This window comes from Tamlana sedimenti (assembly GCF_038148895.1).
Taxonomy (GTDB): domain Bacteria; phylum Bacteroidota; class Bacteroidia; order Flavobacteriales; family Flavobacteriaceae; genus Tamlana.
In genome coordinates, this window is record NZ_JBBVGQ010000001.1 from 873,575 (window position 1) to 895,857 (window position 22,283).

Consider the following 22,283-nt stretch of genomic DNA (forward strand, 5'->3'; position numbering starts at 1 on the left):
TGAAATTAAAAAGAGGTTGTTCATTTTAAGTTTTGCAACGAACAACCTCTTCATTTAAAATTATTATTTAGAAACCTGAGCGGCCTTAATCAAAGCGTTATAGGCGTTTACCATTTTTGAAGATTTGCTTAAATCTGCAAACGGACGTATATCATTGGTATTGCCGCCCACAACGACTTTAGTTTTTATGGCCAAACCAGAATCCATAAGAATGTGTTTGACTTGGGATGCTGATAAGTCAGGGTAATACGAACGAATTAAGGCTGCTACACCAGCTACTCCCGGAGCAGCCATAGATGTACCACCCTTGGTTTGGTATTCATTTTCTGGTGTGGTGGAGTAAATGTCGGCACCTGGAGCAAACACATCTACATTGTTTTTTCCATAATTGGAAAAACTGGCCACCATGCTTGACCCATATTTTGGCCCCAATGCACCAACCCTAATGTAATTATCGGACACTTCCACACCGTTAACATTATCATCTGGGTAGTTTGGTTTTGCATCAACATCTTTACTGTCGTTTCCTGCCGCATGCACAAACAGCACGTCATTTTTCCCGGCATAAGCAATGGCATCGCGAACCCAATCACTATGTGGTGAATAGCTTTTTCCAAAACTTCCGTTTATGATTTTTGCCCCGTTATCAACAGCATATCTAATAGCTAAAGCAATATCTTTATCGTATTCATCACCATTGGGAACTGCTCGAATTGGCATAATTTCAACATTATTGGCAACACCATTGGCGCCTTTCCCATTGTTGCGTTCTGCCGCAATAATTCCTGCAACATGTGTACCGTGGCTTTCGCTTTTCTTTACAGGTTTTACGTTACCGTTTCCATAGAATTTTGTAGACATATCATTTGGATCATCTCCGGTAACTCGCCCCTTTAAATCTTTGTTTAGGTTGTAGTTTAACCTATTGTTAATAGACACCAAACCATCCTCAATTTCTTTGATGGCGACTGACATAGATTCAAGACCGTTACTGAACATGTATTGCGCTATTTGTTTGGACTGATTTAAACCTTGGTCGTCTGTTTTTATGGCATTTACATCTTCTTTTGTATAATCTTTTTTGCCCAAGTGTTTTGAAAGCGTTTCATCGGCACTTTTTATTTGCTGATAAATTTGGTCGTATTGGGTTTTTCTGTTCATCCATTTTTCGTATTCTTCGTCATATTCAGCCTTTGCCCTTGCATAATCAGGATTACTTGTATCGCCACTCACCAAAAGCCTAACCAATTCTAACTGTTCGTTATACCCATCTCCTAAAAAATTCCAACCATGAACATCATCAACATACCCGTTGTTATCATCATCTTTTCCATTATTGGGAATTTCATCTTTATTGGTCCAGATGACATCATCCAAATCTTCATGGTCTATATCTATACCAGAGTCAATAACTGCAACCAGCACTTTTTTGCCTTTTTTGTTTTTAATAAGTTCGTCGTAAGCCTTGTCAATACTCATTCCAGGAATGGTATCTTTTGCCAAATCTAAATGTCCCCAATGATGTTTTTCTGCTTCAGTTAATTCTGAAACCTTAAGCGGAGAGGTGTCGATATTTTCCACAGGTGTAGATAAAATATCTGCAGCACCACCGCAGCCATAAAATAAAGTGGCAAAAAGAGCCAAGGAGAATATTGTTTTTATTGTTTTCATTTGCTATTTGAATTAGTCTATTTTTATTTAATTGAAAATATCTTTTGCGGTAAATATATCTTTTAGCCGGACGCCTTTTTCGGTTTTTTGTACTGTGATGATTTCATTATTGGCATCGTGTTCTAAAAACAAATAGAAATTGTTTTCAGCGGCCAAGTTCAAAAACTTTTCTTTTTCATCAAGTGTTAAAAGCGGACGGGTATCGTAACCCATAATATAGGGCAGTGGCAGATGCCCAACGGTTGGTAACAAATCGGCCATAAAGGCAATGGTCTTACCTTTGTATTTAATAAGCGGAATCATTTGTTTGTCTGTGTGGCCATCTACAAAAAAAATATCGAAGCCCAATTCAGAATTTATAAGCATATCTTGCTGAGGTATAGACACGAAGTTTAGGTGGCCACTTTCTTCCATAGGCATGATATTTTCTTTTAAAAAAGAAGCTTTCTCCCGCCTGTTGGGTTGTGTCGCCCATTTCCAATGGTCTTTATTGCTCCAAAAACGAGCGTTTTTAAACGCAGGCTCATAACCTGTTCTATCTTTATTCCATTGGATGCTGCCACCGCAATGGTCAAAATGCAAATGGGTCATAAAAACATCGGTAATATCATCCCGATGAAAACCGTGTTCCCGTAAGGATTTGTCAATACTAAAATCACCCCACAGGTAGTAGTATCCAAAAAATTTATCAGATTGCTTGTCGCCCATACCTGTATCAATTAGTATGAGCCTGCTGCCGTATTCAATTAATAGGCAACGTGTCGCAATGTCTATCATGTTGTTGGTATCAGCAGGATTGGTTTTGTTCCAAATGGATTTTGGTACAACGCCAAACATAGCACCACCATCAAGCTTGAAATTTCCGGCATTTATTGGGTATAACTGCATTAAATTTTAATAGGTTACGCAAATTACTAAAAGCATTAAAAATATTAGGATTTAGGCATAAATAATAGCTTTATTTTAACACTTTATCCGGCTATCGTTTTAGAAACACTTATTTAGGTCAAATGACAACTAACTTAACCATCAGCTTGATTTTTTTGATTTAAACCGAAATTATTCTGAAATAACTTGCCTTAAACGTTTACCGTAATCAAAAAGGCTTTTTATTTCCTTAATACTGGCCAAGCGTTCCCTTCCAAATATGAGGAGTGCCTCTCCGTTTGATTCTATATGATAATAGGGGTTGCTTTCAAAAAAGTGGGTAACGTCATCATTAAAAAATTCGGCAATTCGAGCCTCATTTTCACCTAACAAATAAAAGCGTCTTGAAAAATCTTCATGTTTTTCAATGGGAATGTCTTTAAAACCTGCCAAGGCAGACACTTTCTCTAATAAGCCTTCTCTGTCTAGTGTGAATTTTGGGATTCTATGGCCCAAATCAATATGCATCATGGTAGTGCGCACAACCTCTTTGGCAATAAACTCTCCTTCAGAAAACTCAATATCAAATAGCTTGATACTGTTATTTTCATTTGAAAGGACATTGTAAATGTATTCAATGTGTTTTGTGGTGAAAAATGAAAAATTATTTAAAAACGATAGTGCTTTTTGTTTTTTCGAACGATAATTCAAACCGTAACTTTCTGCAAGCGATTCCATGCTTGTTTGACGGCGCGTTAAGCTTTTTTTGATGATATTTGGTACGGGCAATAATCGTCTTGATGCAAAAGGATGCTTTGTTTCGGTATCGTGCAAATCCAACCCTATAACATCAAAGTGGCCACCACGTTTTGCAAACAGCTCTTGATAATTGCTAATGTTTTCAAGCACAGTGTCATCAACAAATTCACAAAGCGAAAAATCTACAATAACATCTTGGTTTTCTGGAACGGCATCCAATTTATTTTTCAGCCTGAAATAATTTAAAAAACTGCAAAAATGTTTGACACTAACATAATAATTATGCCTACTGTCTTGCTCTTTAAACATGAGCACGTTGGGTTTCAGTATATTTCTTAGAAACAATCCTGCACTTTTATTAATGGAAACATGAATGATTAAAGCTGTTAAAACACCTGATAAAATACCTGTGATTAAACCAATTTTTAAGGTGACAACAAGGGTTACAAAAAAAATGATGAGTTGTTCTTTTCCGATGGACGACATTTTTCTTATAACCTTTGGGGAGGCCAGTTTGTAACCGGTATAAACCAAAATGGCCATTAATGCGGGTAGCGGTATTCGGGTAAGTTGGGAACTAAAAAACACAATAAATACCACCAAAAAAAGCGCATGAAAAAAGTTTGATGACCGATTGCTAGCACCGTTGTTAACATTAACAGAACTTCGTGCAATTACAGCTACAACATTCAAACCACCCAATAGGCCACTTCCAACTGTAGCCAAGCCTAAAGCTTTAAGATCGCGATTTACATTAGATCGTCGTTTTTCCGGGTCTAGCTTGTCAACAGCTTTAATACTTAAAAGTGATTCAATACTGGAAATAAGTGTTAGAGCCAAAACGCTACCCAAAAAAGAAAAGCTCCAAATACCATTAAAATTTGGTGTTGGCAAATCGGCTATAATTTGCTGAATTTCGGGAATACCCGAAATCATATACTCTTTGGCAATGGGGTTAGATTGGTGTAGGCCGAACTCAAAATAATAACTAAAGCTAATGGACAAAATAACTATCCACATAGGCGCTGGAACAAGCTGTAGATATTTGTTCCTTATTTTAGGATAAAAAAACATAATACCGAGGCTTATTACCCCAGCCGCCGCAGCATAAATCAACCCCCTTCTTCCGTAGTGCAATGCATCATTAATGGTCAATGGAATTTCGAATAGATAGTCTACGGTTTCAGACCTATTTATTTTATGGGCAAGCATAATGTGAAATTGCTTTCCCAAAATAATAAGGCCAATGGCCGCCAACATACCCTGAATGGCCGAGGAAGGAAAAAAATCAGCAAGTTTTCCCATTCTAAAAACACCCAAAAGCATCAGTAAGACCCCTGAGAACATGATGGCCGCATAAGCATTTTCCAGTCCAAGAGTTGAAATGGCAACCAAAAGCACACCCACTAATCCATTACCTGGCCCAGAAATAGTAACATGGCTTCCCCCAAAAATAGACACCAAAATACCACCAACAATAGCCGCAATTACCCCGGCTATTGGCGGAGCGTCACTAGCCATGGCGAGCCCTAGGGCCAGGGGCAATGCAATTAAGCTAACTACAAACCCCGAGAATATATTTTGCGGTAAGGCTTTAAAAAACGCTTTTATGTTATTTTTTTTCGGGCTCATTGCAAAATCAAAACATCGGTTGGTAATTCGGTTAAAATATGTTCAATATCGTGCGGAAACAACCTGTCCCAAAAGGTCATTTTTGTTGGGGCATTCATTACCAATAAATCAGCTCGTGAAATTTGTGCATAATGACCAATGGAATAGCCCTGTTTTCCAAAAATTGGCTGCAATTTTATGGTTTTATCTTTTGTGTATTCTTCCGGAATATGGCTAATGATGTCCTTAATCCTTGAGTTTTCGCGCATTCTAATACGCTCTTTCATAATATTCGCCCGTCGCAAAGATTTGTCATCATCTACCTTTACGGCTATTTGGTCCTGCTTAACTTCTTCAACAATGGTGATTTTATTAGAATTGAGCTTGTTGGCAACATAAAATGCAGCTGTGATGGTTTGTTCGGTTTTGGGGTCTTTTAAGCCGTTTACCACAATGTGTTGGCAAGGCACACGCTCTACCGAAGGTTTTATTAAAAGTAGTACGGAGCATTTCGCTTGGCGGGTTATTTTTCTTGCAATGGAACCCAAATAGTATTTAAAGAATCGTTCGCGCTGAACGGCACCAAGCACAAGAAGGTCTATTTTCTTTTCTTCTGAAGTCGATAAAATAACATCAACAGGGTTGCCCGTTTTAAAAACCACCTCATATTTTAGATTATCTTTTTCAAAGCTTTTTAGGATAATGTTCAGCATGTTTGTTTTTTCTTCTGAAGCTTCCCCAACATGAATCAAGAATAGTTTGGCTCCAAAAAAAACGGATAGTCTAGCCGCTTCAAACAGGTTTGCTTTTAAGTTTGGGGAATAGGCCACCCCAATTCCAATACTTTTAAAAGGCTTTAATGACACTGCGGTTACTTTGGTTTTAAACGTGAATGCTGAAAGATAACATTTTTTAAAAACATGAAAGCCGGTAAAGGGCATTTGTAGAGCAATAAAAGAATTAGCCAAAATATTTACCGAGTAATAGCACAGTATCGAAAAACAACAAACATAAACTTATGAAATGGCCATTACCGATAATTGCAAACTTACCAGCGATGATAATTTGGGCATTACAGATGACCGATAAAAATCAAATAAATAATAACAGATGAAATCATCTGTTTTACTTAAATTAGTCATTTTAATAGGAAAACATTATATGTTAGAACTGGCAGGCATAATTATATTTGGGATTTTGGCGCAATGGGTAGCATGGAAGCTTAAGCTACCGGCAATTTTACCCTTAATACTTATAGGTTTATTGGTAGGCCCTATTGCTGCCGAGTATTTGTCTGAAGACGGCTCAAAGTGGATTGAACCCGTTTGGAACGGAAAAAAGGGCTTGTTCCCTGGTGAGGGTCTTTTTTATTTCGTCTCATTGGCCATTAGTATTATTCTTTTTGAAGGAGGTCTAACATTGAAGCGTTCCGAAATAAGAAATGTGGGGCCAGTAATCACTAAATTGATTACTTTGGGCTCTGCCACAACCTTTATAGGCGGTGGTATTCTGGCACATTTTATTTTCAATCTTAGTTGGGAACTGTCTTTTTTATTTTCAGGATTGATAATTGTTACTGGACCAACAGTTATAACACCAATTTTGAGAAACATTCCGCTTAAAAAAGATGTTTCAACAGTATTAAAATGGGAAGGTATTTTAATAGATCCCATAGGTGCTTTGGTTGCCGTATTGGTTTTTGAATTTATAAGTGTTGAGGGCGGAAGCGGTTTTACCAAAACAGCATTGATAGAATTTGGCAAGATTATTCTTTTTGGCACTACCTTTGGTTTTACGTTTGCCCACGCATTGGCTTTTGCTATAAACAAGGGGCTTGTCCCTCATTATCTATTAAACGTTGTGTCTTTGTCAACGGTTTTGCTGGTTTTTGTTGAGTCTGAAATTTTTGCCCACGAGTCTGGCTTGCTTGCGGTGGTGGTCATGGGTATGGTTTTGGGCAATGGTAAGCTTGAGAACATTAAGGAACTATTGTATTTCAAGGAATCCTTAAGCGTTCTATTAATTTCCATCTTATTTATCCTTTTGGCGGCAAACATGAATATGGATGATTTGCTGCTGTTATATAGTTGGAATACGGTTTATTTGTTTTTGGCAGTTGTATTTATTGTTAGGCCCTTGGCCGTTTTTTTAAGCACCATAAACTCCAATTTATCGATAAGGGAAAAATTATTTATCAGTTGGGTGGGACCAAGGGGTATTGTTGCTGCGGGTATAGCGTCCCTTTTTGGTAGTAAACTCATAAAAAATGGAGAGGTAGGCGCAGAATATCTAACACCGTTGGTTTTTATGATTGTTTTAGGCACAGTATTGCTTAACGCTACCACCGCCAGAGTGTTTGCTAAATTAGTAGGTGTATTCTTGAAGAATTCAGAAGGCATATTAATTGTTGGGGCATCAAACGTGTCACGATTAATTGGAAAGTATTTGGTGGACAATGGAAGGCATGTCGTCTTAATTGACAGTAATCAAAATAATGTTCAATTGTCCCAAGAAATGGGTCTTGATGCTATTGATACGGACATCTATTCGGTAAACCTTGAAGACAATCTGGAATTAAATGACGTTGGGTTTTTAATGGCATTGACAGGTAGTGCAGACATTAATGAATTTGCTATAAACAAATTTAGTGAGCAATTTGGGGAAAACGGTTCTTTTAGACTAATAACTGTTGAGGAAATGCAGGATCCCAACAATAATCCCCAACAAGGCTTATTCTCACATACCGATGATTTTATAGCACTTACTGAGGTGGCTAGAAAATACCCTAAAATTCATGAAATTGAAATTTCAAGCAGGCAACATTACGAAGAACTTATTGAAATCACCAATGAAGATGAAGATATCGTACCTTTATTTGTAAAAGACAAGAAGGGGGTATTGGAGATTATTTCTTCGTATAACAAGGCTATTGAAAACGTGGCTAAAGGATTTAAGTTGGTTTATTTAGGAAAATCAATGAACAAACGAAAGGCTCCCTAATTTTCAGGAAAATGACATTCTTTACTATACTTGGCGAGAACAAATCCATTACAAAGTTATTCAAAGGCTATATAAGCCATGAAATCGATAAACAGTTTGTTACAAAATTGTTCAAAGCTTCAAATGGCAATCAATGGTTTTAGGCATAGAAAAGCCCCGCTTTTTAAAGCGAGGCCATTAAGTATTTTTTGTTTAAAATATTCTTTAAGCCATAATATGAAGCTCGGTAAAATCTTTGGTAACGACTAAGGTATTATCGCCGTTTATCTTTAAGACTTTAAATGGAATTTCAACATTATCTACTTCAATTTTAGAAATTTTAAAAGGCAATCCGTGCAACTTCAATTTAAAGGTTTTGTACGTGGTTATATACTTGCCAGATTTATGTTGCTGGATAATCAATTCGTCCTTTTTACCCTGTAATTTAAAGTCCCTTTGGCTGTATCTGCCCTTTATGTAATCATAGCCATCACCAGCATCTTCAAAAACCATAGATGATTCTTTACCTAATTTGTAATAAACATCTAGCAACAACTCATTAATGGCTTTTTCACCTACATATTGCTGAATAGGATATTTAGGTATAATGGCACCTTCTTTAACAAAAATAGGCATGCTGTCTAAATCAGCATCAACCCAATGCTCTTGGCCGCCTTTTACGACTTCATCGGTCCAGAAATTATACCATTTACCTCTTGGAATATACATGCGCCTTCCTTTTTGGTTCGGCCCTGTAACGGGGCACGCCAAAATCTTTTCGCCAAAAATGAATTCGTCGTTTCGGTAATGCGTTTGCGTGTCTTCCTGGTCATATAATACCAATGATTTTAAAATAGGAATACCTTCATCAGCATAACGCCAAAAGGCCGTATACAAGTAAGGCAATAATTGGTACCTTAATTCAATAAACTTCCTTACAACATCGGTTATGGTATCTCCAAAGGCCCATGGTTCTTGGTCGCCGTGGTCTCCAGAAGAGTGTGTTCTGCAAAAAGGGTGGAATATACCCAATTGAATCCAACGCGCGTAAAGTTCGCCATTGGGTTGTTCGGCAAAACCACCAATATCGGAACCAATAAAAGAGAAGCCCGACATACACATACGTTGTGCCTGAAGGTTGGCTATGGTTAAGTGGTCCCAGCTGGCAACATTATCGCCTGTCCAACTGGAGGTATAGCGTTGTGTACCCGAATAGGCTGCCCTTGTAATAACAAACGGCCTTTTAGGATAGGAAAACTTCTTTAAGCCTTGGTATGTGGCACGAGCCATTTGCATACCGTAAACGTTATGTGCTTTTCTGTGGCTACAAGGGTTTCCTTCGTAATCATGGCGCACATCATCAGGGAAAGACTTGCCGGGAACATCCATTACGGCAGGTTCGTTCATGTCGTTCCAAACGCCTTTTACACCTATGTCTTCAATAAGTTCCTTAAATAAATCAGACCACCATTCTCTTACTTCAGGTCTTGTAAAATCAGGAAAATAACATTCGCCAGGCCATACTTTTCCTTTCATATAAGGACCATCGGCACGTTTACAGAAGTAATCTTTGTCAAGACCTTCCTTAAACACCGAATACTCCATGTCTATCTTAATGCCTGGGTCTATAATGACAATGGTTTTAAAGCCATCATCAGCCAATTCCTTCACCATTCGTTTTGGGTCTGGAAAATACTCTTTACTCCAAGTAAAGCATCTAAACCCTTCCATATAGTCAATATCCAAATAAATGGCATCACATGGAATTTTTAACTCCCTGAACTTTGAGGTGATTTCCTTTACATTGGATTCTGGATAGTAACTCCATTTACATTGGTGGTAACCCAGTACCCAAAGCGCTGGCATTTCGTGGGGTTTTCCCGTTAAATCGGTATAATTGGCAACAACTTCAGACATTTCAGGCCCATAGATGAAATAGTAGTTCATTTCGCCACCATGAGCCCAAAAACTAGTTATGTTTCTACGTTCGCTGCAAAAATCAAAAAAAGAACGGAACGTATTGTCGAAAAATATACCGTATGATTTTTTGTTGTGAAGCGCTGTATAAAATGGAATGGTCTTGTAAATAGGATCTGTATCTCTACCGTATGCGTAAGAATCGGTTACCCAATTTTCAAAACGTTTTCCTTTCAGGTTATTATCCACTGGCTTATCGCCCAAGCCGTAATAGCTTTCACCTGGTTGGGCTGTTTTGGACATTTTTACCACATCGCCACCAAACTCATAGCTTTCTTCCCAATGAAAACCAAGTTCGTCTTCACAAATAAGGGTTTTATCTACGGCATCATAAATAGATGAGCGTAAATCTAACTTCGAAATGTGGCATATAAGTTTTGCCGTGGTAATAATGTAGTGGTCTTTGTCTTCTGTAACCTCCAGATGGTTATACCCTCTACTTGCATATTTTGTAATGGCATAAGAGAAATCGTTTTCAAAAATGCCTGTGGTTGTAAATCTAAATCTAAGAACACTGTCGCGACGTACTGTAATCTCTAATATAACACCGTTTTCTGCGGTAAATGAAAGTACGTTAAGGTTCTTTTCGTATTTAATTATTTTTGAAGGAAACAGGTTTCCCTTGTATTCCAACTCTGTGTTTAATATCATAAATATTAGGGATGAATATTAATCCACGAAATTAGTAAAATTAATAGACCTTGTAAGTTACTTTTTCTTAAAAATTTGAACAAATATTTGTGTAAAACTCAATTAATTAACGTGTTAGTTGTTAAAACTATAAGTCAATCTCATACAAAGCTTAAAAAAAATGAATAATTCGTAATTTATCCCACACAGAAAGAATTTATTTATCCAATAAAGTATTGAAAATAATAAAGCCATGATTTTAAAATCATGGCTTTAAATAAGATGCACTTATCTTTACTTTTTAAACTCAAAAACGGTTACAGCCAATGGCGGTAAAGTAACTTCAACCGAGTATTCTTTGCCAAGCCAAGGTTCTTTTTTTATGGTTATGTTCTTCTTGTTTTTAACACCGCTACCGCCAAACTCTGCGGCATCACTGTTAAAAATTTCAGACAATTTGCCTCCATAATGTACCCCAATGCGATAATTTTCTCTAATAGAAGGGGTTAAATTGCAGATAACGACAACGTCGTTTTTATCCTCGTAACCTTTTCTGAGGTATGAAATCACACAATTTTCATAATCGCCGTAATTTATCCATTCAAAACCTTCACCCGTGAATGGTTTTTCATAAAGGGCAGGTGTGCTTCTGTAAAACTTATTAAGTTCTTTATAATAGTTTTGAGCGTCTTGGTGCGGTTTAAAATCCAACAAGTTCCAGTCCAAGCTTTCTTGGAAATTCCATTCGTTATAATGACCAAACTCACCACCCATAAACAACAACTTTGTTCCAGGATGTGTAAACATATAGCCGTACAACAGGCGAAGGTTGGCAAAACGCTGCCACTCATCACCAGGCATTCGGCCTAAAATTGAGTTTTTACCATAAACCACTTCATCATGTGATAAGGGCAACATAAAGTTTTCGGTAAATGCATAGGCCAAACTAAACGTAATTTCGTTGTGATGATATTTTCTGTAAACAGGGTCTTTGGCAAAATATTCCAATGTATCGTGCATCCAGCCCATCATCCATTTCATGCCAAAGCCTAAACCGCCAATATAAGTTGGTTTAGAAACCATTGGGAATGCCGTAGATTCCTCTGCAATAGTCTGTACATCTGGGAACGATGCATAGACTTCTTCATTCAATTCTTTCAAGAAGCTTATTACCGCAAGATTTTCTCTTCCTCCATAGATATTAGGCTCCCATTCGCCATCTTCACGAGAATAATCTAAAAATAACATAGAGGCTACGGCATCAACACGCAAGCCATCAGCGTGGTATTGATCTAGCCAAAAAACGGCATTGCTGATTAAAAACGAACGGACCTCATTACGCTCATAATTGAAAATTAAACTTTTCCAATCTTGATGGTAGCCTTTTCGTTTGTCGGGGTGTTCGTATAGATGTGAGCCATCAAAAAATCCAAGGCCATGGGCATCCTCCGGGAAATGGGATGGTACCCAATCTAAAATAATACCAATATCGTTTTGGTGTAATTTATCAACTAGATATTTGAATTCTTCAGGATATCCGTAACGCGATGTAGGGGCAAAATATCCAGTGAGTTGGTAGCCCCAAGACGGGTCATAAGGATATTCCATAATTGGCATGAGTTCAACGTGCGTAAAGTTCATTTCTTTTACATACTTTACTAAATCGTCTGCCAATTCGAAGTAGGATAAAAATCGACCTTCTTCAACGTGTTTTTTCCAAGAACCTAAATGAACTTCGTAAACCGAATATGGTGCATCTAAAGCATTATGCTTTTTTCGGGTCTTCATCCAGTCCTTGTCTTTCCAGTTGTAGTTGTCGTCCCATACAATGGAGGCCGTTTGTGGCGGGTGCTCGTAGCGTCTTGCGTATGGGTCAGCCTTTTCGGTTTTAATGTCGTTATGGTGGCTCTGTATTTTGTATTTATACTTGGTTCCTTTACCAATTAGCGGAATAAAACCTTCCCAAATACCGCTTGAATCCCATCTTACATTGAGTTGATGTTCACCTTCAATCCAATAATTAAAATCACCTATAACAGAAACTTGTTTTGCGGAAGGGGCCCAAACGGCAAAATAAACGCCTTCAATGCCATCAACGGTAACAAGGTGAGAACCAAATTTTTCATACAAACGAAAGTGTTTGCCTGCCTTAAAAAGATTGATGTCAAATTCTGTAAATAAACTGTGAACTTTTACGTGTGCCATATATTTTAATGATTTATAATATTAGATATTCCTTTTAACGGAATGACTGCCCATTGTGGGCGCGAATTGAGTTCATATCCCAATTCGTAAACTGCTTTTTCAAGTAAGCAATATTTCAGAATAAAAATACGCTCTTGATTGTATCCTAAATTTAAATTTGCGTTTTGTGTTTCGGTAACATAAGTGCCCAAAAACAAACCGGTTATGTATCTGTATAATATTTCGGAAGCCTTAAACAGAGTGTCTAAAGATGCTTTGTAATGTTCTTTATGGTTGTTGAAAACGTTTGCATAAATGGCATAATGGAATGACCTGAACAAACCTGCAACGTCTTTTAACGGCGGTTGTTTTACCTTTCTGTCGCGGATAGTGCTCTCTGGTTCTCCTTCAAAATCAAGAATGTAAAAGTCATTGTCTTTTACCAATATTTGGCCTAAATGATAATCGCCATGAATCCTAATACGTTCTCCTTTGAGTTTGGTCCAATTGAAATCAACAAAACGTTTTCTAATCTCATTTTTCTTATCAAGAAATTCGTTTGCCAAGTCTAGAGCCAATCCCTCAAGTTTGTGAAGGTTGTTCTCAATGGTGTTCAATCTGTTTTGAAATTGATGCAACATTTTATTCTTTAGCCAAACTTCGTAATCACCATTGTAGTGGGCGGGTGTGAATGCCGTTTCTTCAAATTCAGAGCCTAAGGCAATGTGCATTTCTGCCGTTCGTTTTGCCAAAGTTTGCACTTGTGTAAATAAATTTAAACCAACCCAATCAATAATTTGAGGCGGAATATCTTGAATTGTTAAACGTTGATATAACTCCGTGTTTGGTAACACATCAACGTTAATGGCCTTATACTCCAAATTAGAAAACACCTTGTGCAATTCCTTGAGTGTATAATCCCAGGCATCACCTTCATTTGGAATCATTTCCTGCATTAAACCAATGGTAATGTTCACATTATTTGAATCCACAACATTGATGCTTCCCAAATAGGCCGGAGTGTTTTTGTAACCCTTTTTTTCTGATAGAAAACGGCTCATTTCGTAATCGGGATTTTTATCTGCAAAAATTCTCCTGAAAAATTTTAAAACATATTTTTCATTGTACACCAAAGATGTATTGCTTTGTTCCAATCCCATAAACCTTGAAGACTCGTATTGTACATCGCTGAACAAATGGCTTTTGTGGTACTGAACTTTTGTTGTGTCTATTGGCTCGGCGGTGGCAATACGCTCAAAAACCAATTTTCTGTAGGCCTCTAAGTTTGTGGCGTCAATAATATAACCTTTATGGTCATTGATTTGAATGGGTAGAATCCTATCTTTTTTTGCAAAATTCTCATCGGTTACAAAAGCAATAGGCAAAAAGTAATGCTGATAAAAAGCTTCAACAAAATTCACTTCCAAGATTAGCCCATAATATACCTCACCGCTTTGTTGAATTTTGAAAAACTCAGCCAGTTCAATATATTTTAGCTTGCTTGATTTACCGCCATACCAACGTTGCTTAACAATGTATGTTTCCAGAACATCAGATAAAAACGTTTTAACAAAATCACGACTATCCAACAAGTCTTCCCAAGGCATATTGCTCTGGAAAATTGGTTGAAAAGTAGATGTTGAAACGTTGTTGGCCATATTATTTGTTTATTTTGAAAATATGAAATGGCATTGTAGGCTGCAGTTCTACAAAATTCCATTCGTTGTTCCAATTATAACGGCTATCTGTAATTAAATCGTGCATTTCAATATTGTCTCCTGGATTAACACCTAAATCATACAAAGGCATCTGTACCACACCTTGTTGCGAATTGTGGGAATCTAAACTTATGACTACAAAGATTTCATTGGTTCTATCATCATTCCATTTATAGAATGCCATTAAATTATCATTATGGATATCGCAGAATTTAATATTGTTGGTTTGCTGTAAAGCAGGGTTGTGATTCCTAATGTAGTTTATCTTTGCTATTAAAGTAGTGAGCTTGTTTTTTATGCTCCAATCATAATGTGTGATTTGAAATTTCTCTGAATTCAAATATTCCTCTTTTCCTAATAAAGGTTTTGAAAGCATATATTCAAAAACTGGTCCGTAAATACCGATAGACGAGCTTAATGTTGCCGCAAGCGCATAACGTAGTATATGTTTCGATTCGTTGGCACCTTGCAAATGGTAAGGGTTAATGTCTGGTGTGTTGGGCCAAAAGTTGGGTTGCATGTATTCCCTTAATTCTGTTTTGGTCAACTCTTCAACATATTGAATGAGGTCATGTTTACTTTCACGCCAAGTAAAATAGGTGTAAGACTGTGTGTATCCTTGTTTTGCCAATTGCTGCATTACCTTTGGTGCCGTAAAGGCCTCAGCCAAAAATATCACATCTTGGTGTTTTGCTTTTACCTGCGAAATAATCCAGTTCCAAAAGTAGAAAGGTTTGGTGTGTGGGTTATCTACCCTAAAGATTTTAATGCCACAATCTATCCAATACATTAAGATATCCAGACACTCTTTCCATAGGTTTTCATGGTCTTCGCTTTCCCAATAAATAGGGAGGATATCTTGGTATTTTTTTGGTGGGTTTTCAGCATATTGAACGGTGCCATCTGGTCGCCACTTAAACCATTTGGGATGCTCTTTTACCCAAGGGTGGTCTGGTGCTGCCTGAAGCGCATAATCCATGGCAATTTCCAAGTTATTGTCTTTGGCCGCTTGAATCAAGGATTTAAAATCGTCAAGCGATCCGAGTTGTGGATGAATATCTTTATGCCCACCGTATTGAGACCCAATACCCCAACAAGAGCCAACATCATCATGTTTGGCCTCTGTGGTGTTGTTTTTACCTTTTCTGTTAACTTCGCCAATGGGGTGTATAGGTGGAAAGTAAACCACATCAAAGCCCATACTTTTTACCCTTGGTAGTAAACGGGCACAATCATTAAACGTTCCGTGAACGCCATCGTGTTCAGATGCAGAGCGAGGAAAAAACTCGTACCACGTACTGAATCTTGCTTTTTTTCGGTCTACATAAACTTGATAATCTTTTGAAGTGTTGGCAAGAATTTTTGCTGGATTGTCGAAAAAGATTTTATAAAGTCTGTCTTTTGCTGCTTCGGTAATGGCCTCGCCATAATCGTTTTCACTTTTAAAAATACGATGCAGATGTTCTAAATAAGTTTTTACTTCACCATTTACCTTCTCAATAAGAGGTTTAATCAACTCAGCGCCTTCCAAAAGCTCAGAAACAACGTGTTGCCCGTCGTTAATTTTTCTAATTAATCCGTAGCGCCAATTCAGGGCATAATCCACCCAAGCTTCTACTTTATAGGTGTAAAACCCTTGTTTTTCAACCTTAAAGGATGCCTGCCATTCGTCGTTATGACGCAGTTTCATTCTGGTTTCCTTCCAGGTTTTGTCGTTTTCATGTTTGTACAATACCGAAACACCTAAAACATCATGGCCATCTGCTAAGACATTTGCGTCAATATTAACAATTTCGTTTACAACGCGTTTTATATAAAATTCGCCACAATTTACGCTCGGCGAAACATAATCAATTAAAACTCTTTTTTGGTTTAGCATTACTTGGTTAGTTATATGATAATATCAATAATTTTATTATTCTATTATGAATCCTTTTGGTATTGTCGCCCCATTTTTAACAACCACAATACCTTCTTTAATGCAATAAGTTTCGGTTTCCGTGTCTTCTAGATGTTTGCCTCCGTTAATTTTTACATCGTCCCCTATACGGCAGTTTTTGTCTACAATGCAGTTTTTAATAAAGCATCGTTCACCAATGCCCATTAGGATTTCAATTTTATTGGTTTCCATCTCTTCCAAGGTTTCATAATAATCGCTTCCCATCATGTAAGTATTGATAACGATGGACTCTTTTCCGATTCTTGAGCGAATACCGATTACCGATTTTTCAATTTTAGAGGCACTTATAATACAACCCTCAGAAATAACTGCCTTGTCCAAAAGGGTTCCTGCTACCTTTGTAGTAGGAAGCATTCTGGCATGGGTGTATATTCGTTTATCCCTGTCATATAAATCGAATTTTGGGATATCATCCGTAAGCCCAAGATTAGCTTCAAAGAACGATTCTACAGTTCCTATATCGGTCCAATAGCCTTCGTATTGGTAACTTAGGGTTTTGTGGGTATCAATAGATTGAGGAATAATTTCCTTACCAAAGTCTACAGTATCTGGATTCTCCATTAACTTCACAAGCAAATCTTTGTTGAACACATAAATTCCCATAGATGCCAGATAATTTCTCCCTTGTGCTTTCATCTCATCACTAACTTCTGATGTCCATTCTGGCAACAAACTTGCGTCAGGTTTTTCTATAAAAGAGGTTATAATATTTTCCTCATTAGCTTTTAAAATACCAAAACCCGTGGCGTCTTTTGCATTTACTGGAATGGTTGCAATTGAAATTTCAGAACCACTATCTTCATGCGCTTCAATCATTTTATCATAATCCATTTGATATAATTGGTCACCGGATAATATTAATGCATAATCAAAATCGTGACGTAAAAAATGGTGCATACTCTGTCTTACCGCATCCGCCGTTCCCTGAAACCAAGTTTTGTTCTCTGGAGTTTGTTCCGCCGCCAATACATCAACGAAAGCACTACTGAAAAAACTAAAGTGATACGTGTTTTTTATGTGTTTGTTTAACCCAGCAGAATTAAATTGCGTTAACACAAAAATTCTTTTGATGTCTGCATTAATACAATTTGAAATAGGAATGTCTACCAATCTGTATTTACCCGCGATTGGAACTGCAGGTTTTGATCTTCTGTCTGTTAATGGATAAAGTCTGGATCCTTGACCGCCACCTAAAACAATGGCCAATACTTTATTGTTAATCATATCTTTTGGATTTACTTGTTAGTGCTGAGTTTTATAATAGAGATTTGTAAAGTTCTTCAACCTGTTTGGCAATGGCAACCCAATCGAAATATTCTTCCACGCGTTTTCTGCCCTTAATGGCCATGGATTCGCGCATTGCTTTGTCACCTATTACTTTGTTTATTCCTTCGGCTAAATCTCTCGAAAACTTATCAGGGTTTACTGGCTCAAAAGGAGCTTCGGTTTGTTGTTCCAAAGGAATTAAAAGCCCTGTTTCACCATGAACAACAACTTCTTTAATACCGCCAACGGCACTGGCAACAACAGCGGTTTTACAAGCCATGGCTTCAACATTTATAATTCCGAAAGGCTCATAAATTGAAGGACAACAAAATACATCGGCATGCGAATAGAGTTGAATTATTTCTTCCTTAGTAACCATTTTGTCAATCCAAACAACGTTGTCTCGCGTCTTTTTTACTTCGTTAACGGCATCTTCCATTTCTTTGCCAATTTCTTTGGTATCGGGTGCCCCTGCACATAATACAATTTGAGTATCTGGATTGATATATTTAATAGCATTAACTAAATGAATAATCCCCTTTTGTCGTGTAATTCTACCAACAAAAAGAACATATGGTTTGGTTTTGTCCACCCCATAAGCGTCAAGCGTTTCGGTATTTGAAGTTGCTTGGTATTGTTCCAAATTTATACCATTGTATATTACTTTAACTTTATCTGGGTCAACATTGAAATATTTAAGAACATCTTCTTTAGTCTCCTCAGAAACCGCTATTAAGGCATCGGCCATTTCAATTGCGGTTTTTTCAACCCAAGACGAAGCATCATATCCTCTTCCTAATTGCTCGCGCTTCCAAGGCCTTAAAGGTTCTAGCGAATGGGTGGTAATCACCAGTGGGGTACCGTAGCAAAGTTTTGAGACAATACCAGCAAAATGCGCATACCATGTGTGGCAGTGCACTACGTCGGCATCGGTTGGTTCGGCATTCATATGCAAACAGGTGGCGAGTGTTTTAAAAACGGACTTTAATTTGTCATCTGAACCAGCAAAAACACCATCATCAAAAGGATATCCGGTTACGGTAAGGTTGCCTGATTTTTGGTCTTGGTCACCAAAGCACCTAACGTCCATTTCCATTAATTTGGATAATTCATCTGCCAAATATTCAACATGAACCCCTGCTCCACCATAAACATATGGCGGAAACTCCCTGGTATAAAAAAGTGCTTTCATATAATTATTGTCTCATAAAATTGGTTAATAGCCAGTCAAAAGAAAGAAAATTAACAACTAAACCAGGCATTTTAATGTTACAAAATTGAAAAATTACAACAACGTTACTTTGTTTTGTGTTTCATTGCCAATCGAGCAAAACAAAGTAAGGAAATTATAAAATTGTTAATAACCATTATTGGGTTTGAATCCTATGCCTCCAAAAACTTAATTTCACTTAAGTATAGTAAATTAAGGGCTTTTTGAGGGTTTGTTGTTTTGTTTTTATTCTTATGTTATAAACATACAAAATAATTATTAACAATTTGAGGCAATTTTATTTTTTGAAGAAAATAAGGCAAAATTCCAATTAAGGGAAATTATCATTAACGAAATTGGATTAAAACATGTAATTACTTCAAATTTTTCAAACAAATAAAGTTAAGATTTGATATGAATACAGCTTGGGTATAAAATCAAAAAACAAAGAGCCTTCAACTCGGGCTGAAATCCATCTAATTTTAATTAAGACCTATTGCTTTTTAAATGAATTTAAGATTTAAAAGCCCACGGAAATATATACGAGGGCTTTTTACAAACAATAAAAAGTCTATTATTTTTAACTGCCGCCCAATAACAATATCAGTGTAATGAGCATTACATTGCCTTTATTGAATGCTCCCCAAGTATAATTGTCCTTAAACTCTCCACCTGTATCGGGTTTTGTGGTTTGGCTTTGGTACGCAAAAACATTTGTTTGTATCATCAATGCCAGTCGGGCAGTCAGGTATATATTCAATCCTAAAACCAACGCAGCCGTAAGCCTAGTGAGGTCCGTTGTACCTCCGCCAGATTTAAACTTATCTGCACCTATGCCATAAGCTATCATAGCCCCCCACATAAAATGTACAAGATGGTTTTGAAACAGAGGATTGAACATGAGCAGCCTTAGCTGAAAATCAATAAAACTAGCGGTATAATAATCAGTACTAATACCACTATAAACTAACCCTAATGAAGCATACAAAGCCGCTTTAGTGAAAACCGCTAATTGCATAAAATATGCCGCATTTAAACACCATAGCGTTTGGTTGTCGTCAAACCCAAAACCGGCGCCCAAGGCAAGCATAGCTCTTGCAAAAGCAAAGGTAGAAGCAGGGTCGTGGGTTTCTAATTCGCTACCCATTTCCTCGATGGTTTGAGGATTTTGTGCTTCAATAAAGTTGAAGGGATCTAATGCTTCGGGTATTTCACCTAAGCCATAATTGGAACTGGTTGTTTGATCTGCCATTGCCATTAAATCTGATGTGGAATCTAGATTGTTAACGGCATAACCATAATCTAATTGCGCATAAGAGTTAAAGCAAAATAATAACAGTAGAAAAGGGGAAACCAAGCGAAGTAATTTTGTTTTCATAATATATAATTTGATTGGTTGCGTACTAAAAAAGCAGCATCAATATCATGAAAATTTGAAGCTTTCGAGATTAAAAGGTACAACAATTATTTTAACCAAACAATAGTTTTGCTTGATTGGGCTTAAGCAATCGTCTTAAAAAGACTAATCATTTAGCTTTAAAACGGCCATAAACGCTTGTTGTGGGATCTCAACATTACCCACTTGGCGCATTCGTTTTTTACCCTTTTTCTGCTTTTCAAGAAGTTTGCGTTTACGTGAAATATCACCACCGTAACATTTTGCTGTTACATCTTTTCGAAGGGCCTTAATGGTTTCGCGCGAAATAATTTTTGCTCCAATTGCCGCTTGAATAGGAATGTCAAATTGTTGACGCGGAATCAATTCTTTCAACTTTTCACACATTTTTCGACCAATAGTTTGCGCATTGTCAGCGTGAATTAGTGCAGAAAGCGCGTCAACGGGTTGGGCATTCAGTAAAATATCCAATCGAACCAATTTTGAAGGTTTCATACCAATAGGATGGTAATCAAAAGAGGCGTATCCTTTTGAAACGGTTTTTAGTCTATCGTAAAAATCAAATACTATTTCGGCAAGGGGCATTTCAAAAGTCAGTTCCACACGCTCTGGAGTTAGATAAGTTTGATTGGTGATAATGCCACGTTTTTCAATACACAACGACATTACATTACCAATAAAGTCAGATTTTGTAATGATGGTTGCCTTTATATAAGGTTCTTCAACACGATTTAAAGTTGCTGGTTCTGGAAGGTCTGATGGGTTGTTTACTATAATAACTTCATCAGTATTTTTATTGGTAAAAGCATGGTACGATACGTTGGGAACAGTAGTAATTACCGTCATATCAAACTCGCGTTCCAGGCGTTCTTGGATAATTTCCATGTGAAGCATACCCAGGAAACCACAACGGAAACCAAAGCCTAATGCAGCAGAACTCTCCGGTTGAAACACTAATGAAGCATCGTTTAATTGTAGTTTTTCCATGGATGCGCGAAGCTCTTCGTAATCTTCGGTGTCAACAGGATAAATACCAGCAAAAACCATGGGTTTTACATTCTCAAAACCTTCAACAATGTTTTTTGTAGGATTGGCATAATCGGTAATGGTATCACCAACCTTTACTTCCTTTGCTGTTTTAATGCCCGTAATCAAATAGCCCACATCACCAGTTTTAATAGTTTGTTTGGCTACTTGACTCAGTTTTAAAGTGCCCACCTCGTCGGCATAATAGTCTTTACCTGTGGCCACAAATTTAATGTGTTGCCCTTTTTTAATCTCCCCGTTAAAAACTCTAAAATAGGTTTCAATACCTCTAAACGAGTTGTAAACCGAATCGAAAATCAATGCTTGCAAAGGCGCATTTGGGTCTCCTTTTGGTGCAGGAATACGTTCAATAATCGCTTTTAAAATATTATCTACCCCATAACCAGTTTTTCCACTGGCATGAATTACTTCATCTGGGCTACACCCCAATAAATCAACAATATCGTCGGTAACTTCCTCAGGGTTTGCACTTGGTAAATCTACCTTATTAAGCACAGGAATAATCTCCAAGTCATTTTCTAAGGCTAAGTATAAATTAGAAATGGTTTGTGCTTGAATACTTTGGGCGGCATCAACAATTAGAAGCGCACCTTCACAGGCGGCTATGCTTCTGGAAACTTCGTATGAGAAATCAACGTGACCAGGCGTGTCAATCAGGTTCAATACATAAGGTTCACCTTCAAATACATAATCCATTTGTATGGCGTGCGATTTTATGGTGATGCCACGTTCGCGCTCCAAATCCATATTATCCAACAGCTGGTCTTGTTTTTCACGTGCAGTTACAGAACCTGTGTGGTCCAGTAAACGGTCTGCGAGCGTACTCTTTCCGTGGTCAATATGTGCAATAATACAAAAGTTTCTGATGTTCTTCATAAAGCAATCTATACCTCGATATAATTTGCAAATATAGATGTTTTTAAATGAGTTCTTAGTATAATTTTTTTTTGGCAATTAAACTTAAAGCCGTTTTTAAAGTCTTATTTTTACTACTAAAACCGATAACTT

The 22,283-nt window shown here is 37.3% G+C and carries 13 protein-coding genes; 1 reads left to right on the top strand and 12 read right to left on the bottom strand.

Translation table 11 applies throughout. The features are described 5' to 3' along the window. Positions 1 to 63: 63 nt before the first annotated feature. From WJN01_RS03810 to WJN01_RS03825, 4 genes are all read right to left on the bottom strand, one after another. Positions 64 to 1,671 carry a S8 family peptidase gene (locus WJN01_RS03810; RefSeq protein ID WP_445195828.1) on the bottom strand — a complete coding sequence of 536 codons (1,608 nt, stop codon included), beginning with the start codon at positions 1,669 to 1,671 and terminating at the stop codon, positions 64 to 66. A 27-nt stretch (positions 1,672 to 1,698) separates the two neighbouring features. Continuing rightward, positions 1,699 to 2,559 carry an MBL fold metallo-hydrolase gene (locus WJN01_RS03815; RefSeq protein WP_445195829.1) on the bottom strand — a complete coding sequence of 287 codons (861 nt, stop codon included), beginning with the start codon at positions 2,557 to 2,559 and terminating at the stop codon, positions 1,699 to 1,701. Positions 2,560 to 2,730: 171 nt separating this feature from the next. Next, positions 2,731 to 4,929: a SulP family inorganic anion transporter gene (locus tag WJN01_RS03820; protein ID WP_445195830.1), complete on the bottom strand. Its 2,199-nt coding sequence runs from the start codon at positions 4,927 to 4,929 to the stop codon at positions 2,731 to 2,733. Continuing rightward, positions 4,926 to 5,774: a universal stress protein gene (locus WJN01_RS03825; RefSeq protein ID WP_445196297.1), complete on the bottom strand. Its 849-nt coding sequence runs from the start codon at positions 5,772 to 5,774 to the stop codon at positions 4,926 to 4,928. The genes WJN01_RS03820 and WJN01_RS03825 overlap by 4 nt, the downstream gene beginning before the upstream one ends. 295 nt (positions 5,775 to 6,069) lie before the next feature. Here WJN01_RS03825 and WJN01_RS03830 point away from each other — a divergent pair, with 295 nt between their 5' ends. Then, positions 6,070 to 7,908 carry a cation:proton antiporter gene (locus WJN01_RS03830; protein ID WP_445196298.1) on the top strand — a complete coding sequence of 613 codons (1,839 nt, stop codon included), beginning with the start codon at positions 6,070 to 6,072 and terminating at the stop codon, positions 7,906 to 7,908. A gap of 204 nt (positions 7,909 to 8,112) precedes the next feature. On the opposite strand, the gene WJN01_RS03835 is transcribed toward WJN01_RS03830, so the two are convergent. The 8 genes from WJN01_RS03835 to lepA form a co-directional block, all read right to left on the bottom strand. Next, positions 8,113 to 10,515: a glycoside hydrolase family 31 protein gene (locus WJN01_RS03835; RefSeq protein ID WP_445195831.1), complete on the bottom strand. Its 2,403-nt coding sequence runs from the start codon at positions 10,513 to 10,515 to the stop codon at positions 8,113 to 8,115. 273 nt (positions 10,516 to 10,788) lie between these two features. Next, a complete protein-coding gene (gene glgB / locus WJN01_RS03840) occupies positions 10,789 to 12,699 on the bottom strand; it encodes a 1,4-alpha-glucan branching protein GlgB (protein ID WP_445195832.1) in 1,911 nt (636 codons plus the stop codon). A gap of 5 nt (positions 12,700 to 12,704) precedes the next feature. Next, positions 12,705 to 14,336: a trehalose synthase gene (locus WJN01_RS03845; RefSeq protein ID WP_445195833.1), complete on the bottom strand. Its 1,632-nt coding sequence runs from the start codon at positions 14,334 to 14,336 to the stop codon at positions 12,705 to 12,707. 1 nt (position 14,337) lies between these two features. Then, positions 14,338 to 16,275 (bottom strand): alpha-1,4-glucan--maltose-1-phosphate maltosyltransferase, encoded by a 1,938-nt coding sequence (locus tag WJN01_RS03850; protein ID WP_445195834.1) that lies wholly within the window; start codon positions 16,273 to 16,275, stop codon positions 14,338 to 14,340. Positions 16,276 to 16,311: 36 nt separating this feature from the next. Then, positions 16,312 to 17,580: a glucose-1-phosphate adenylyltransferase gene (locus tag WJN01_RS03855; RefSeq protein ID WP_445195835.1), complete on the bottom strand. Its 1,269-nt coding sequence runs from the start codon at positions 17,578 to 17,580 to the stop codon at positions 16,312 to 16,314. A 31-nt stretch (positions 17,581 to 17,611) separates the two neighbouring features. Continuing rightward, a complete protein-coding gene (gene glgA, locus WJN01_RS03860) occupies positions 17,612 to 18,814 on the bottom strand; it encodes a glycogen synthase (RefSeq protein WP_445195836.1) in 1,203 nt (400 codons plus the stop codon). A gap of 598 nt (positions 18,815 to 19,412) precedes the next feature. Continuing rightward, positions 19,413 to 20,210 carry a hypothetical protein gene (locus WJN01_RS03865; RefSeq protein WP_445195837.1) on the bottom strand — a complete coding sequence of 266 codons (798 nt, stop codon included), beginning with the start codon at positions 20,208 to 20,210 and terminating at the stop codon, positions 19,413 to 19,415. A 144-nt stretch (positions 20,211 to 20,354) separates the two neighbouring features. Further along, positions 20,355 to 22,151 (bottom strand): translation elongation factor 4, encoded by a 1,797-nt coding sequence (gene lepA / locus WJN01_RS03870; protein WP_445195838.1) that lies wholly within the window; start codon positions 22,149 to 22,151, stop codon positions 20,355 to 20,357. Positions 22,152 to 22,283: the final 132 nt, after the last annotated feature.